The following is a 14,187-nucleotide window of genomic DNA, read 5'->3' on the forward strand; positions in this document are numbered from 1 at the left end:
GGGAGACAGAATAATGGATATAAATAAAAGTCAGATCGTCATGCACATGGATTACGGATATGGATGATTTCTTTTATAGAAAAAGAAAACGCACCCAACGAATGAAGTATCTTGCGAGATGAATCTATGCAATGAAATGAAATGAGATTGTTGCGATTAATTTGAACTAAGGTCAATTAGCAACAGCAAATGGTTATGAACCGGTACGAACAAGTTTAAGTCAGTGGATTTAAAATATAGATGGGCATATGGGTACTAAGCTGCTAAGTACGCTTTAAAGTCTGCTCGTTGAGCGGGTCATGTTGAGTATGGCGTGTGGGATCTGGACTATGTATCGTTCGTTTACCATACGGATGAAAGAAACTCAACATAGGCTAGGTTGTTTAGATGTGTAAGTTGTTTGTTAGGGTGGTTTTCTATTGCAGATTGGACGTGTAGAACGTATGAACGAGTCATCTTGAGATGTTGGATTGTACAACAGGGAGACATTACAATAACTTCATATGTTATGGTTTTGTCATGATGAGGAGGATTGTGTAAATAAACTGTGGTGAAAAACAATTTCGTGTAACTTACTTTACATCACATTAATCAATTAGACAAGAGATTTACAGACATAAGTATTCAACTTTATTATATGCGTCAATATCACTTACACAAAACACAAAAAAGGAACACAGTTCGACAAAAAACGTCTTGTGCTCCTTTCTCACTCAATCCACATTCAGACAAAATCAATATTTTAATTTGCTAGGGATCAGCTCACTTTTTAAACAAACCTCTGCGATGCATCACGGTAATAAAACGGTAAAAATCATAACTCGCCCCATTATCGATGCTGAACAACGGATTCTTGGTGTCATATGCCAGCGCTGCATCCACAGCTGCTTTCGCCCATACTGGAACTTCCATTTGCTGACGCGCCTGCAGTTTGTCGACCTGGGACTTAAGCGCATCAAACGCTGCTTTCTCTTCGGCTGTCATCGGTTCGCCCCCTTTCGGTGGTTCGGTTGGTGGATTCGGATGACTTGGATTCGTCGGATTGGTTGGCTCCGGTGGTTTCGGAGTGGCTGCTGCGTACCTTGCTCTGAGCTGTGCCGCTGTGCCCTCGAATTCATTCATATCCACGTTGCCGCTGATGCCATTCACCTTGCCCGAATCCGTATACTGCCAGAACGTCCAACGCTTCCAAGCCGGCTGGTCGTCTGGTACACGGGTGCTGCTGTAACGTGCGATCCACAGATCGTATGAGCTGAGTGATGTGTCAAAATTCCCGGCAAATGAATTGCCCGTGTATATGATCGGTTTTACACCTGTCAGACGTTGTAATTCAGTTAAAAAAGCTTTGGCAACTGTATTCATCTGCGCTTTGCTCAGGTTGCCAGGGTTGTTCTCGTAGTCCATCACGGGTGGCAGTTGTAGCGCTTTGGCGCCTCCCACTTTGTTAAGTGTATTGGCATAATGCGCCGCTTCTGCTTTGGCACCATCGGTAGATGTCGCGCGGAAGAAGTGATATGTTCCGACCAGCATACCCGCCGCCAGTGCACCTGTTACGTTTTTCTGGTAATTCGGATCGGTGTACGTCTGTCCCTCGGTTGCCTTGATGAATACAAATGTCATGCCACTTGCCTTCACTTTGGCCCAGTCAATACTGCCCTGATATCGGGAGACGTCAATGCCCTGTGTATTGCCCGAACTTCTCGTTTGCATGTTTCTCACACCCTTTATGCGGCAAATGCCGTTTGTATATAGTTAATGCGGTTGGATCAGGGGTTGCTTGTGTGCGTGTCCCTTGTTGATGGTAATAGCTATGTTCAATGAGTATCGATCCAATTAGAAAAAATATCAAGCCGGTACGCGATCGTTCCAGATACGGATCGTTCTTATGATCGCTGTTGTCTCCAAATTTTTATGATTTATTATTCTAATGGTTAAAATTTAGAGACAAAGGCGACCGCTCCGCTTCTTCAGAATCGATTCCGCGTCTCTTTCACTACTTGTAGGCTAATGGTGCAGACTTTCGACTCTGTAGTGCTCTATATCTTGCCACAGGACAAATTTTGAATGAATGCTGAGTTTTTACTTCGTTTCATCTCTAATCTGTTGATCAACGTCCTCATGATCTGACTGTACAAAAGATTCTCTGGAATCAGGAGTATAGTTACCTGAGATCCCTCCGGATCCCCCTTTCCCTTTAAGCACTTCAATGGCTTGCCGAATCACAGGCGGAATCGGAGCGCCCAACTTGCCCCCATTTTCAATAATGGACAACAACTCATTTGCGATATAAAAAAAGGCGACCGCATCCCTGAACAAATGTCCGTCTCCCAGAACACCGTCCACCAGATGAGCCACCGATACCATTGCAAATATAAATACCTTCCGTGCGATGCCGAACATGCCGATGTTGCTTTCTAACTTGCCACTCATACCCGCAGCCGCGATACCGGTTAGGTAATCGAGGATGACGAACACAAGTAGTACGCCGAGCACGCCTGACCAACCTCCGAAAAAGTAGGTTACTGAGCTACTCATTAGTGCGATCCCCCATTTCCATAGGGTGTCCCATCGTTCCATTGTTTCACCTCCTTTAATTTTTGTGATAACTGCCCCAAAAGGTAATAAAATAGCGCTCCGTATTCGGAACGCTTGTTACACAATACTTCCGTTTTGGTCCATCCCTGCTGTTTCCAGAGCAGCCTTCACTTTATCACGATTACCGTTTGCAGTCGGAACATCGTCAATACCGATCAATCCTTTATGAATCATCATTACATATACAGCCAACATATTCTCCCCCCTTTCGTGAATGTTACAGGCCAACGGATTAACAATCTTGCAAGTTTATCCCGCATCAGGCATCAAGTTAAGCAGCAGCATGTGCAATTCCATGAGTGCCAACTGATTCGTGTTGTTTTCTTCACGCAATCGCTGATTTTCTGCCCCCAATTCGGCAATTTGAGACGTAAATGAAATGGCAGGCGGTTGTGGTACTTCATCGGGTTTTGCCGGGTAGTCAAAGAGTGGTTCCAATGTTTCCAGATCAACGCGTGCAATCATACCGCCTTCAGCACGATCCAACATGTGTGCGCCGTGTTCCAACTGGATCATACCGACGCTATCGGGCACCTTGTCGTCCAATGCTTTATACAACTTGAAATCCTGCTCTCTTGTCGTTTCAACAACAATCCCGGCGCTCTCTGGTGTAATAACGATTACGTTCCCGGATTGCAAGTCGTAGTAAACCTTCATACCGATCTTATTTTTCGGTAATTGTTCGTTCATTTTTCCACTACCTTTCGTGATTCATTTTTTTGATATGTCGAAAATGATTATGCGCTATAAGCTGTCACAGCTCACAACGTCCCCCCCTTCTCCCTTTGTTTCTATCTCTCATTTTTGTTTAATTCCTCAACTCAAAATCCAATCAGTAATATTAAGTAACGAAGAGTAAAGATTAGACGTTCCTATAGCGTTAAAAGCACTGGTAGAAACGTTAGTCCTCGCCATCAAATCTATTGTATCGCCTGCATTAACATTAACACTTTGGCTAAAAGTGCCGCCTGCCGCTGGTATTCCTACTGAATTAACCCCAGTTACTTGTGCTCCGTTGACATATAGTATCGCTACTCCTCCAGAAGATGAAGTATTAAAAAGTTGTTCCCACCTATACACGCCGGGAAAATTAACCTTCACCGATTTTAGTTTCACAAAAGATGTTGAGCTTGTCGATTTGTTCCCGGTATGAAAACCGACAATGTTAGGGCCGTCTTGCGAGACTACGCCATTGACAGGCCCATCAATCAAGTGATTATCTAGCAAGTAATTATCCATTAACGGCATTACTACACCACCCTTTCAGCCACAATTCCGAATACTGCTCCGCCTGATATATTATAAGCATTTATTTTTTGTCCCTTCGGAATCAAAAACTTAGGTAAGGGAACGATTAACGTATCGTAAGGCCTTAAGGTATATCTATACAAAATTGAAAAGCCTTCACATTGAATTACTATTTCTCTATCAGCTATATTAGGATTTGTAATTATCAATGACTTAATTACCCAATCATAAGCTGAGTCGGGATTTAATATAGTAGCTGAAGTAACCGAAGGAATGCTTCCACTGACCTTAGTATAAGGAAATTCGGAAGGAATGTATTCCATTTCCATCCCGCTTATTTGTGCGATCATGTTACCCCCGGGGCAATGAATTTGTATGGTTTCGCCCGGAAGTAAGAAGATGTTTAAGTCGTCAAGAAATAAAGTCTTAAATGACTTAATAGTGTGATTATAAGCAACAGTAATACCCCCAACTACCAAACTAAATGTGCGATCAGTTCCGTTAGCTAAACAGGTCAAGAATATAGATTTAATTGCCGTATACTTCCCTTGAGGTGCAGTGTAAACACTTGTCGAAATTGTAGGTAACACGCTTTGGTACAACATTTTTGGAATCTCTTCCATTATTAAATCGACCCCCAAACGTTTCGTTTATATTGTTGCATCAAGATTTTAATGGCATCATATAGCGCCTTTTCCGTCACGGATACACGCGCTGCATTTTGTTGTACGACTTCGTTCAGATCCGTAAGCAACGCCTTTTCGTTCTCGGTTACCAATCCGACGAATGAAGTAGCCGGAGACGTGCCCAGCATCAGGTACGTAACAGTGTAAGTGGCTGACGGATCGAATCCATGCGAGTATATAGCCAGTGCCTTTCCGTTATCATGTCCTTCAAATACGCCCCATCCCGTGGGCTCAATACGTCCATTTTTGTAAAGAGCGATCCATTTCCTGACCGCGTATACAGTGGCGTTCCCCATTGTCTTCCCCGTGTTAATGTCATAATTGGTGAATTTAATAGGATTAGCGAGTTCTCTTACCACCAAACCCGTTCCGACTTCAACTTGGTTATTGCCTTCGAATAACGTCAATTGTCCTTCTGATGTGATCCGCTCGACAGTTGGCGTTACAAGTTGATATACAAGCTGGTATGACGAAATTGTCCCATCTTTAATAGAGGGAGAACTCTCGTTTACTGGTACTGATGTTCTTAAATGCGCCCATGTGCTATTCCAGTTGGCCGGAGGTGAGTATCCTATCGGTGTCCATGTTTTTTGTGACGCGTTTGTCGGATCATTGTAAGTACTGGCGCTCATGTTACGCATCGTCCAACCCATGAAATACGCCTTAATCTCGTTTACTGTCGGCGTGTATGCGTCTCCCCATCCGCTGTCTGCGTTGGAAACGGAAATTGCAAAATTATTATTGAGTTTGTCAATCGCCCATCCATCTGCAATTGCCTCGTGAGATCCCCACGTTAAGATTTTCCCATCGTATTTAACAGCGGCAGACGCTGATATAGAAGAATAGCCATAATTGGCGCCTTCTAACTTAGGGTATAGCGTTTTAAATCCGGATTTGTTGCCCAAGATAGTGCTTGTAATTCTGCTCCCCTCAAAATCAACCTTTTGCCACTTCTTAACCTTGAAATACTGGCCGTCCTTCTCGAACACTTCGTCAGCATTCGCCCCGGTTAATGGATCAGCGTATAGATTCGTTTGTAATGCGAGCATGACGTCTTTGCGCGGTTTAAATGGTTTGGCTGACGTGCCGAACGTAAGCATCGGATTTTTAAAGGAACACGTTGCAAGGTATTTTCCATCCGATTCGATATTACCGAAGTGTATAGACGCTCTTACAGTTTCAGCTGGCATTGTGAAAGTTGTGCTTTGGCTGGATGTATAAGGAACGACTGAACTTGTTCCGATAGTGTTACCGTTGATGTCCCAAGCATTAACCCCAATTCGGCCCGTATGATCAACGGATAGCGTAAATACGTCTCCCTTGGAACAATTAAAGTAATATTGGACATCGTCCCCGTTGTTTGGGTTATTAATTTCAAGATTGTACGGGGAGTTAATTACTTTAGTTGTTCCGGCAATATTTTTCCAATCCATAAAAGTCGGCAACAAATTCTCTCCATAACGAATAGCGTACGGATTTCGAACAGGTTGAACGCTATCAACGTAAGGATACTTAGCATTTATCTGTTCAGGCGTCATGTTGCTTAGTGCGTGGTATTCCCCCGGAGTAATTCTATAAAGCCTAATTGAGTCGTAATTAACCATTTGTCCATCTGGAACATATAATGCATCTCCACTGGAATTAGGCACTTGCAATCTAACCATTACCTTCTTTGCCGTTACAGGATTAAACCTTAAGAATAAGGTGTTATATCTATCACTAGCACCTGCAAGGTTTGACTCAGGGAAAAAGTCAGACGGACTTTCGTCTACTATTCCATACGCCATTAACCGTCCATTAGCTTTAGCGTCTGGCTTAGCCTTAGCTATAAGCACGTAACAAGCCCCCACTAATACGTCCAAAACTGCAAGGTCAACGTAATGTTCCGTCGATTCTGATCCTGTAGCTGTTATCTTGAAAGAGGATGTTCCTAATTCTTTTGTCATAGAATCTAATGCAATGGTAGCTGAATTGGTAGCTACAGGAAGCCCAGATAAGGATTCACCGTTGCCCCTCCGCCCCAACAAGTTCACCAACGTCCTGCCCTTCAAGCCTTCCAACTTAAGCGCCGAGGCTCGCTTCGCATTAAAAATTTGCAATCCCGGCTCCAATGTCACGGATCTGCGCTTCTCCGTATCCAACCGCTCCTGAATACTGCTCACCTGTGCCGCGGTTTCCTCAGCCTTTTCTCCCACTTGCCCTACACCCTCATCAACCTTCTCCCAGTTCTGATCCAAATACTTGTCCAGATCAAAATAGGTCATCGATGGCGAGGATCGGTCAATCTTATTCAACCCCAAATTTGGTGTTTTTGGTTCATTCATCTATGCTCCACCTCCTGCAAATTTATCCTGTCGAGTATGTTCGATCTCCTCCAGCGTCATGCTTTCAACCTCCGCAATCGTCAAATACCGTAGACGGTAGTCCACGGTCATATGTGCCGGTTTGATGTCCTCAATCGCTGCCTTCAGATCATCCAGATTGGGCGGTAGGCCCCATGTGTCGATGAAGCGGATTCGGATCAAGTATTCTTCGGGCAAAACGGATACATCAATCCCGCCACTTTCATAGGCCTGCGCCACGTTTTTGAGCATCGAGCCAGAGACTTTGCCGCTGCCGCGCATCTTGGAAATGATTACGGATCTCCGCTGGTCTTCTGGCTTGGCTTGATTCGTAGGAATCTGCAAATCCCGCTCATAACGTTCCAATGCCCAGGTCGCAGACTCAGGGTAGAATTGGTCCAGCACACTTTCCAAACCCACCGTAAGCTTGTCCAGCTCAACACCTTCGGTCTCTGTGAGAAGCTGCATCTCCAGCACATTTTCATACAACGGGGGCAAAAGAGTCATTAATACCTCTGCTTTACTCATGTCACCTTCACCGTCCCAAGAACGGCTACTGCGCCGGGGGCGATCTCCAGATTGGACATACCACCGTTCACCAGCAGATCGCTATAATCGATCACAGGCGGAATATCCAGAATGACATTCGCAATCCGTGTCCAACGAACTAACGGATCGGCAAAAGCCAGTTCTTTCAGATACGCCGTAACTCCCGTTTCAATCAGTGTCTTCACGCCCTCGTACGTTGAACCAGAAGCAAGCGTGACCTGCACCTCAACATCGATAGGAACTTCTTCCGCTCCCACTACTGTGACCACGGGTCCGATTGGAGCTGCACCTTCGCCCATTCCATCCTGGGTTGGATCGATATATTCCTGAACTGCCTCAATGACCGCCTCAGCAGGTGTTTGCATTTCATTATTCAACAATGCCACTTTGACTGTACCTGGACCATCCCATAGTGGAAAAGCTTTCGCTTTGCCAACCCCGGAGTTTTCCCGTGCCCATAATTCATACTGATATTTGTTGGCACTCGTGACCGGACGGGATACTTTATCCTGATATCGGTCATTAAGGGCCCGGTCCGTTTCCTCGTCTTCGCCAGGAACCAGCAACTGTGTCAATTCGGCTATGGTAAGAGCAGCAATATAATCGATGGGCAGCAGTGCCCCCGTATATTCATTACCTTCCGCTCCCGCTACCTCACATTCCAACACATATTGCCCTGCCGCGACGTGCTCCACAACAACATACACCCGATCCCCCGTGGAAAAACGACTCTCCAAAGCAACCTCAACAGGCTTACCTTCATTATCCCGGAAACTGCCAACCCAACGTGCCTTCGTGGCCGCCTTTCGGCTAATGCCAGACCAAGCCACCGCGCGATCCAGATACTCTCCAGAAGCTGTATCCGCAAACTTCAGATTGGCGTTCACATCCAGCTCGATATACATCTGAGCCATTTCCACTGCCGCTGGCGCAAGCGCATCATAGATAATGCTGCCTTCACGTTTATCCACACCATCCGGTACCCTGTCCAGCATTCGATTTAAAATGACTTCAAACGTCTGTTGTTCATACATTCATGTTCACCTCCGTCTCTTCCCTGAAGCTACCAAAATCCGTTTCCACGGTAAAAGACAACCGTACCCCATCAGCCTCGTGGACAAAATCGAACTCGGTTACATCCGAAATGCGATCATCCGGAAGCAACGCTTCGCGAATCCAGCGTTCCAGTTCCGATTCAACCATGGATCTCCCGGCCATTCCTTCCCAGGACCATTCCATACCGTAATCCGAAGAATAGATCAGATGCTCGTAGCGGCGTGTGGACAACGCTTTATACACCGCCTGTTTTACCGCATCTTTTCCATCCAGTTGCAGCCTTCCAATTCGCTGTCCTGAAGCTTGAAACACATACGTCAGACTTGGAAGCACAGCAGCCTCTTCCTGATCTTCTGTACTAATCTGCGCACCCTGTGGAATCATGGATTCACCAGCCGATCCAGCACGACAAAGCTGTCTCCGCCTTGAACACGTAACAACAAAACATGGTCACCCACGGTCCAAGCTTTGTTCACTACGGATTCCGGTAGTACCAGAAAAGGTTCAGCCAATGCCAGCCGTTGTTCAACGGTGATCTCCATAGGCTGTGTGTTTGTCACGCTTCCGTACATTACCTGAACGGGAGACTTGGCATCTACAGCGGCCACCGCCGCCTTTTTAATCACGTCCAACATCATTTATCGTTACACCACCTTCAAATCCAGCGACATCGTGTGCACGCCCCCCTGTACCTTATGCGTACATTCGTCTACCAGAAAATATTGATTAATCTTGAGTTCATCGATCTGGATGTTGACAAAACTGCCTGCCCTTACCTTGAAATCACCAAGCGCGTCCACTTTCAACGTCTGCGTCTCACGATTACGGAGGGTCATCAGAGTTTTCAGCATGGCATCAATCTGGCCTTCGTTCAGGCCATCATCCGCTTTTTGGTACAAAAAAAGCAGCCCCCATTGACGGATGCTGCCTGAGTCCTGATGAACAAACGTTTCTCTTTTTCCCGTATCCTTGTTATCCCGGTACAGCTTGATCTTGTTATACGTCTGGTCGTCAATCGACCTTGTATAGTTGTAATCCGTGAGCAGACTGTTATCCCCAATGACAAAGCCGTAAGGCATCTCTTCCACATCCCGAAGTACAAGCTTGCCGAAATCATCGTAGAAGATGTAGTTTTTGCCGCCATAGATCAGCGTTCGGTCGAGCGCCTCACAGATCATGTCGATCAGCTTTTTGTTATCAAATACCATGCGCGGAATAACGTATTTTGGCTGGATCAGATCACCCACCTTCAACTGAAAGTCGGTAGCAATTCGTTTGATCACATCTGTAGCGGTCGCGTTCACGAACTTGTACGTCTGATTCGCGGTTAGATAACGAGTCTGGTCGTAGGCTTTGATTTTGACACTTTCGTCCTTGCCGCTATCCACTGAGAAGATGTATCCGTAAAATATACCTACCTCTTTACTGATATATTTCACGACATATCCATTCTCATAGGTGAATTTCTTATTCTGGTACAGACTGCCCTTGATCAACGTGAACTCCAGAGAGGAAGGTTTGCCGATACGGGAGGTTTTGTACGTAATGTCACCAGCAATTTCGCTAATGTCCCAGATGTTGCCCAGTTTGTCATCCAGCAATAACCGTTCCTTCATGTTAACTAGCTTATCATCCAACCTGATCTGCTCTTGCATATCCCCTCTCCTTTCACGGAAGCTTGATCACAAGTCCAATCGGCAGCTTCTTCAGTTGGGCATCTTTGATGCCATTCAGCTTCTGCAGCTCTTTCCAGCGAGATCCATCTCCCAGAAGGGCTTTGGCTACAGACCACAAGGAGTCTCCGGCTTTGAGTGTGATGGTCTTGGGCTGGATTTTTTCATTGGGCCGGGAGGCTTTGGTTTTTGTTTTTGAAGCAGCATTATCCTTGCTGTCCTTGAGTGGCACTACTTTTTGGGCGGCATAAAAAATGAACTGCTTCAGCTTGATATCATACTGGATATCCCCCACCGTACCCGCTGTCTCCTTCCAGTCGAAGCTCTCAATGGAAACCGCCATATTAATGGTATACCTTGCACTGGAAAAGAACAGTCTGACGGGTCTGCCCGTCTGCATCCAACGGATGATCTTTTTCACATATTCATAGGGATCACGGTAAAACTGCTTCTGAACTGCCGGATGGCTTGCATCGTAGTTCAGATGGTACGGACTGTAGTCTGCCGGAAAAATCCCGCTGAAACTGACTTCACGTAGCTTCGGCGACTTGATCACGTTAATTTCACCCAAAGCGCTAACGTTAAACGTACTGCCATCTCCCGAGTCCGAAAACTCAATGCTCTCTGGTGTGACCGGGAAAAACATGTATTCAGAGCGGTTATTGAAGCTTAGTTGAATATAATATTCCACTTATCCATACACCCCCTGGGCACTGGAGACGATCTGACTGTTCAGTCCATCGGTGATTTTGCTGATGATGCTATCCACATCATGTCCGCTGTTGATATCACCCGTAGTGACCTGAACAGTTGGCGTCAGACTGACAAATCGCTGAATCGCTTGCATTTCTGCAAGCTCACGCATCAGTTTCAAGTCCTCGCTCGTCACATCCACTGTGCCATCCACGTCACCGATCTTGTCCACCTGTCCAATATTGTTGATTTTGTTGATGTTACTCATGTTGCTGTTGGGAACAACGGTGGGAGTAGGTGCAGTTGGCATCGATGGCACGGAAGGTGTTTTGGGAGTTGGGCCACCGAAGTTTCCAGGTAATTTATCAGAGCCGTTGGGGAATAGGTCTTTGGTGGTATCCATCAAATCGTTCCCCTTGTCAAATCCCATATCAAATGCATCCTTATAGTCCGCAGAAGCGTCCATTCTCCACAGGCTAACAACGTCCTTCTGGCTCTCAGGAGCACTCGCTTCAAGGTCACTCATTAAACCCTGTATCTTACCGCTCATTGAATGAATGTTAGCATCATCCACTAGTTTAATACCGCCCCAATTGGTCCCGAAAATCTTATTCAGATAGGGTATTAATTTATTTATACCTCCGATCATCCAGTTGATTTGATCTTTGAAACCACCGGCGAAATCCTCAATTCCCTTTGTAATGTTGAACAGGATTTGAAGTACAATGAGTCCCATGTCAACAAATAACTTTTGGAATGCATAGGCTGGATCTCTAAATACATTAATGACAAATTCGGCCCAAGAAATGAAATAATTCAGAATGGATGCAAAAATTGATTTCATATACTCGTAAGCCATATAAAAATAACCTATTATCGCTCCAACCATATCCCCAGCTGTAACGCCACATAATTGCAAAATAAAGATGAGTCCTGCAATAGCACCAATGACAAGCAAGATAGGCCAGTTAGCTACCAACCATGCCGCTGCCAGTGAATAAACCTGAGCAATTACAACTCCAAGCGTAATAATGATATTGGCTAGTAGTACTACAGCAATGGCAGTTAATATAGGTCCGATGATAGCCCAATTTTCTTGCACGACTGTAGCAAAATTGATGAACCCATCCACGATAAATGCCACCACTTGAGCAATAATTGCGAATGCCCCACCAATCCATTCGATGAAAGCACTGAACTGACCTGAGCTTATGGCTTCGTTTAATCGGTCAAGCACAGGAGATAAAACTTCCAAGGCTCTTGTCCCGATTTCAGATAGTATTCCATTGAACTGATTCACGAGAGCCGTCCATTTTTGCAATGGAGAATCCAGCATCGTATCAAAGGCTTCTTGTGTGTAACCCTGCATTTCAAGAACCGTCTGCAAACCTTGTATAAAACCGTCAAGATCTTTAGTCTGAATAAATTCACCTAATCCAGCCCCGTTCAATGCACTTTCCGGGATATTAAATTGACTTGCCAGATCAGTGTTTTTTCCATTCATTGCACTAACAATAGCCTTGGATGCATCGGTCAGACTTTTATTATCAGGTGATAACATACTCAGTCGTTGAGTCATTTCATTAAGCTGATCTACCTGCCCGGTATTTTGTGCCAAAGGCAAGAAGCCTAGAGAAGATTTAAGCGAATCATTAACATCCTGACCGCTCTTGGAGGCTTGATCTCGATACTTATTATAGATGCCTTCCCCGAGCACCGGATCTTCTGCGGCAACCATATAACGATATTTGAAGTCTTCTTGTTCAGCAGCCGCCTTTAACACAACACTTCCAGCGGACTTTACCATTTGCATCCACTTGGAGAGTTTGCTCAGATTATCACCTAACGAATCACTTGTATCATCAGCCGTATCCTCCAACTTTTCCATCAGATTAATCGTTACATTCATCTGTTGGTTGATTTGATTAAAGTGGTTGGATATGTTGGTTTGATTAAATTGATTCAAATTAACATGGTTAATCTGGTTGAAGTTGTTCAAAATTTCGGTTGTTTTTACCTGAACTAGATTTAAGTTATTGATCAGATTATTTATGGATGGAGGATTAATTACAGTGATACTTGTATCGGACATTCATTTCTCCCTCCTTTCCTTTTTATTTCTTCCGGGCGCGATTCTTGGACCGTTCTTTCTTTTCTTCCTCCACCCGGATGGAGATCATCGCATAGATTGCCGCTCGTTCTCGCAGGGAGAAGGCCATTAACTCATGCGGCAAAATGTTCAGTTCATGGAGAGCGTAATAAGCCAGATTGGCTTCGGAATCGCCCTCTTTAATTAGTTTTTTACGTCATCCACCAGCTCGTTCATGTCCTGATTGAAGCCGTTCAGCTTCTGAACCTGTTCGCCGAGCGAAGCAAATTCCCCAGGCAACAGCATTTTCCGCAAAAGCGATTCCGCCCCCATCACGCCATATGAACGCTGGAGTTCTGCATTTTTCAGATCGGGATAAACTACACTGGCGCTCATCAGGCGAGCCATGTAATCATTCGCATCGATATCGGGGGTGTAGACACCGTTCTTGCCCTTGATTTTGCGGGTAGCCGCTTTGCGGCATTCCTGGTTTTCGTCTTCGGTCATACTGCGCAGTTTCCAGGCAACCGGTTCGCCCTTCTCATCCTTGAAACGGGGGGACACGATATACTCCTCCGTTGTATCCATTGCTGCATTTTGGGCAAAAAACATACTCAATCCACTCATGTATTGTTCCTCCTCTAAAGTTAGGCTCCCCGCCGCAAAAAGCGGCGAAGAGCAGAATGTTGACACGGCAAATAGCCCGTAACACAGGCAAGTTGAACAGGTTTCTTTTACAAACCCGCTGTTGATTTATTCTCTTTATATCTTAGAGTACTAAGCTTTCCACTCCACATTACTTCGGCAGATTAAACGATACAGGCATATCGACATCTTCAAAGGTAAAGCTCACTTCTTCCTCCAACGCCTCCGCCTCGGTATCCAGGGATGCCATGATCACACTGTCGAGGTTGACACCTTTGAGGGTCACCGTCTGTTTGCCAATCGTAGAAGAAGGATCTTCGTTGGTCACTTCAATGTCGAAGTACGTGTCCACACCATTTTGCATGTACTGGAGCATCAGCTCACGGAAACGGGAAGTGGTATAAAAGATCGTCATGGAACCCGAGCCAGACCAACCGGTTGCTTTGTGCTGTACACCGCGGCGACCCAACGTTTTGACCTCTGCTTTTTGTTTCTCCACCGTTGCTTCCAGTGTCTTCACATAGAACATTTCTTCCGTCTGTCCGTTAATCGTTGCGTATGCGCGGCCTTCCTGGCCGGAGATCGTGTCACTTGCTTTCAAAAATGCCATC

The 14,187-nt window shown here is 45.4% G+C and carries 16 protein-coding genes; all 16 read right to left on the reverse strand.

Going from position 1 to position 14,187, the window contains the following annotated elements; translation table 11 throughout:
• Nucleotides 1-762: 762 nt before the first annotated feature.
• The 16 genes from ACE3K2_RS04755 to ACE3K2_RS04830 all read right to left on the reverse strand — a co-directional run bounded on the left by ACE3K2_RS04755 (nucleotide 763) and on the right by ACE3K2_RS04830 (nucleotide 14,186).
• The gene (locus tag ACE3K2_RS04755) at nucleotides 763-1,710 is read right to left on the reverse strand and encodes a glycoside hydrolase family 25 protein (protein ID WP_421887332.1); all 948 of its coding nucleotides are present in this window, start codon (nucleotides 1,708-1,710) and stop codon (nucleotides 763-765) included.
• Nucleotides 1,711-2,079: 369 nt separating this feature from the next.
• Nucleotides 2,080-2,577: a phage holin family protein gene (locus tag ACE3K2_RS04760; RefSeq protein ID WP_421887335.1), complete on the reverse strand. Its 498-nt coding sequence runs from the start codon at nucleotides 2,575-2,577 to the stop codon at nucleotides 2,080-2,082.
• Between the two features lie 75 nt (nucleotides 2,578-2,652).
• Complete coding sequence (locus tag ACE3K2_RS04765; RefSeq protein ID WP_179088497.1) at nucleotides 2,653-2,790, reverse strand: hypothetical protein; 138 nt, start codon at nucleotides 2,788-2,790, stop codon at nucleotides 2,653-2,655.
• Nucleotides 2,791-2,844: 54 nt separating this feature from the next.
• Nucleotides 2,845-3,285 (reverse strand): hypothetical protein, encoded by a 441-nt coding sequence (locus tag ACE3K2_RS04770; protein WP_421887338.1) that lies wholly within the window; start codon nucleotides 3,283-3,285, stop codon nucleotides 2,845-2,847.
• A gap of 126 nt (nucleotides 3,286-3,411) precedes the next feature.
• Entirely contained in the window at nucleotides 3,412-3,843 is a 432-nt protein-coding gene (locus tag ACE3K2_RS04775) for a hypothetical protein (protein WP_421887341.1), read from the reverse strand.
• Nucleotides 3,844-3,845: 2 nt separating this feature from the next.
• Entirely contained in the window at nucleotides 3,846-4,466 is a 621-nt protein-coding gene (locus tag ACE3K2_RS04780) for a hypothetical protein (protein ID WP_421887344.1), read from the reverse strand.
• A gap of 2 nt (nucleotides 4,467-4,468) precedes the next feature.
• A complete protein-coding gene (locus tag ACE3K2_RS04785) occupies nucleotides 4,469-6,853 on the reverse strand; it encodes a hypothetical protein (protein WP_421887347.1) in 2,385 nt (794 codons plus the stop codon).
• Nucleotides 6,854-7,399: a putative phage tail protein gene (locus ACE3K2_RS04790; protein ID WP_421887350.1), complete on the reverse strand. Its 546-nt coding sequence runs from the start codon at nucleotides 7,397-7,399 to the stop codon at nucleotides 6,854-6,856.
• Nucleotides 7,396-8,454, reverse strand: coding sequence for a baseplate J/gp47 family protein (locus ACE3K2_RS04795; RefSeq protein WP_421887353.1), 1,059 nt, complete (start codon nucleotides 8,452-8,454; stop codon nucleotides 7,396-7,398). Before ACE3K2_RS04795 ends, ACE3K2_RS04790 begins: the two co-directional genes overlap by 4 nt.
• Nucleotides 8,447-8,860 (reverse strand): DUF2634 domain-containing protein, encoded by a 414-nt coding sequence (locus ACE3K2_RS04800; RefSeq protein WP_421887356.1) that lies wholly within the window; start codon nucleotides 8,858-8,860, stop codon nucleotides 8,447-8,449. The genes ACE3K2_RS04795 and ACE3K2_RS04800 overlap by 8 nt, the downstream gene beginning before the upstream one ends.
• On the reverse strand, nucleotides 8,857-9,114 hold the full coding sequence (locus ACE3K2_RS04805; RefSeq protein ID WP_421887359.1) for a DUF2577 family protein: 258 nt from the start codon (nucleotides 9,112-9,114) through the stop codon (nucleotides 8,857-8,859). The genes ACE3K2_RS04800 and ACE3K2_RS04805 overlap by 4 nt, the downstream gene beginning before the upstream one ends.
• A 6-nt stretch (nucleotides 9,115-9,120) precedes the next feature.
• A complete protein-coding gene (locus ACE3K2_RS04810; RefSeq protein ID WP_421887362.1) occupies nucleotides 9,121-10,131 on the reverse strand; it encodes an XkdQ/YqbQ family protein in 1,011 nt (336 codons plus the stop codon).
• Between the two features lie 13 nt (nucleotides 10,132-10,144).
• Complete coding sequence (locus ACE3K2_RS04815; protein ID WP_421887365.1) at nucleotides 10,145-10,840, reverse strand: LysM peptidoglycan-binding domain-containing protein; 696 nt, start codon at nucleotides 10,838-10,840, stop codon at nucleotides 10,145-10,147.
• A complete protein-coding gene (locus tag ACE3K2_RS04820) occupies nucleotides 10,841-12,934 on the reverse strand; it encodes a hypothetical protein (protein WP_421887368.1) in 2,094 nt (697 codons plus the stop codon).
• Between the two features lie 201 nt (nucleotides 12,935-13,135).
• On the reverse strand, nucleotides 13,136-13,558 hold the full coding sequence (locus ACE3K2_RS04825; protein WP_421887370.1) for a phage tail assembly chaperone: 423 nt from the start codon (nucleotides 13,556-13,558) through the stop codon (nucleotides 13,136-13,138).
• A 169-nt stretch (nucleotides 13,559-13,727) separates the two neighbouring features.
• Nucleotides 13,728-14,186, reverse strand: a complete 459-nt coding sequence (locus tag ACE3K2_RS04830) for a phage tail tube protein (RefSeq protein ID WP_017690162.1) — start codon at nucleotides 14,184-14,186, stop codon at nucleotides 13,728-13,730.
• Nucleotide 14,187 lies beyond the last annotated feature (1 nt).

Origin of the sequence: Paenibacillus sp. (assembly GCF_048976745.1) — a bacterium.
Lineage (GTDB): Bacteria > Bacillota > Bacilli > Paenibacillales > Paenibacillaceae > Paenibacillus.

Coding starts and splice junctions, on each gene's coding strand:
- ACE3K2_RS04780 (WP_421887344.1), bottom strand. CDS start 4,466: ATGGAAGAGATTCCAAAAATGTTGTACCAAAGCGTGTTACCTACAATT.
- ACE3K2_RS04760 (WP_421887335.1), bottom strand. CDS start 2,577: ATGGAACGATGGGACACCCTATGGAAATGGGGGATCGCACTAATGAGT.
- ACE3K2_RS04785 (WP_421887347.1), bottom strand. CDS start 6,853: ATGAATGAACCAAAAACACCAAATTTGGGGTTGAATAAGATTGACCGA.
- ACE3K2_RS04790 (WP_421887350.1), bottom strand. CDS start 7,399: ATGAGTAAAGCAGAGGTATTAATGACTCTTTTGCCCCCGTTGTATGAA.
- ACE3K2_RS04795 (WP_421887353.1), bottom strand. CDS start 8,454: ATGTATGAACAACAGACGTTTGAAGTCATTTTAAATCGAATGCTGGAC.
- ACE3K2_RS04825 (WP_421887370.1), bottom strand. CDS start 13,558: ATGAGTGGATTGAGTATGTTTTTTGCCCAAAATGCAGCAATGGATACA.
- ACE3K2_RS04765 (WP_179088497.1), bottom strand. CDS start 2,790: ATGTTGGCTGTATATGTAATGATGATTCATAAAGGATTGATCGGTATT.
- ACE3K2_RS04810 (WP_421887362.1), bottom strand. CDS start 10,131: ATGCAAGAGCAGATCAGGTTGGATGATAAGCTAGTTAACATGAAGGAA.
- ACE3K2_RS04770 (WP_421887338.1), bottom strand. CDS start 3,285: ATGAACGAACAATTACCGAAAAATAAGATCGGTATGAAGGTTTACTAC.
- ACE3K2_RS04775 (WP_421887341.1), bottom strand. CDS start 3,843: ATGCCGTTAATGGATAATTACTTGCTAGATAATCACTTGATTGATGGG.
- ACE3K2_RS04800 (WP_421887356.1), bottom strand. CDS start 8,860: ATGATTCCACAGGGTGCGCAGATTAGTACAGAAGATCAGGAAGAGGCT.
- ACE3K2_RS04820 (WP_421887368.1), bottom strand. CDS start 12,934: ATGTCCGATACAAGTATCACTGTAATTAATCCTCCATCCATAAATAAT.
- ACE3K2_RS04755 (WP_421887332.1), bottom strand. CDS start 1,710: ATGCAAACGAGAAGTTCGGGCAATACACAGGGCATTGACGTCTCCCGA.
- ACE3K2_RS04805 (WP_421887359.1), bottom strand. CDS start 9,114: ATGATGTTGGACGTGATTAAAAAGGCGGCGGTGGCCGCTGTAGATGCC.
- ACE3K2_RS04830 (WP_017690162.1), bottom strand. CDS start 14,186: ATGGCATTTTTGAAAGCAAGTGACACGATCTCCGGCCAGGAAGGCCGC.